The organism is Myxococcus sp. CA056, assembly GCF_013336715.1.
GTDB classification, from domain to species: Bacteria; Myxococcota; Myxococcia; order Myxococcales; family Myxococcaceae; genus Myxococcus; species Myxococcus llanfairpwllgwyngyllgogerychwyrndrobwllllantysiliogogogochensis.
Genome location: NZ_JABUMT010000045.1, coordinates 1 through 736, shown reverse-complemented (window position 1 = coordinate 736; position 736 = coordinate 1). Strand labels below are relative to the sequence as shown.

The following is a 736-nucleotide window of genomic DNA, read 5'->3' as shown; positions in this document are numbered from 1 at the left end:
GCGTGAAGCGCAGCCGCAGCGTGTCGTGGTGGGTGACGACCGCGCGCAGCGCCGCTTCCAGGCACGGGACGTCCACCGGCTCGCTCGACGCGAGCATGAAGGCCTGGGCGAAGTGGTGCGGTTCGAGGAGTTCCTTCTCGAAGAAGTCGAGCTGGATGGGCGTCAGGAGGGAGGTGCCGAGCACCATGCCCGAATCGACCTGTGGCCCACCCTGCTGCTTCGCCACGCGCGCCAGCGCTTCCAGTGTCTGGTGTTGGAAGAGCTGGTTTGCGGCCAGGTGCAGGCCGGCCTGACGCGCGCGTGAGACCACCTGGATGGCGAGGATGGAGTCGCCGCCCAGCTCGAAGAAGTTGTCGCGGAGGCCGATGCGCGGCACTCCCAGCAGCTCGGTCCAGATGCGGGCCAGCGCCTGCTGTGACGGAGTCTGGGGTTCGAGGAAGTCTCCCGCTTCGCGAGGCTTCAGGTCCGGAGCTGGCAGGGCCCGCCTGTCGACCTTGCCATTGGGAGACAGGGGCAGCGTCGGCAGCGTCACGAAGGCCGAGGGCACCATGAACTCAGGCAGGCGCTGGGAGAGGGAGGCGCGCAGGGCCTGGGTGTCGAACTCGGCGGAGGCGACGAGATAGGCGACGAGGCGGGGAGCGGAAGCATCCTCGCGAAGGACGACGACGGCATCGGAGACGCCGGGAGCGGCGAGGAGCGCGGCCTCGATTTCACCCAGCTCGATGCGGAAGCCGCG

The 736-nt window shown here is 69.0% G+C and carries 1 protein-coding gene; it reads right to left on the bottom strand.

The features are described 5' to 3' along the window. A partial coding sequence (locus HUA76_RS44765) for a phosphopantetheine-binding protein (RefSeq protein ID WP_217440987.1) occupies positions 1–736 on the bottom strand: 736 nt, incomplete at both ends.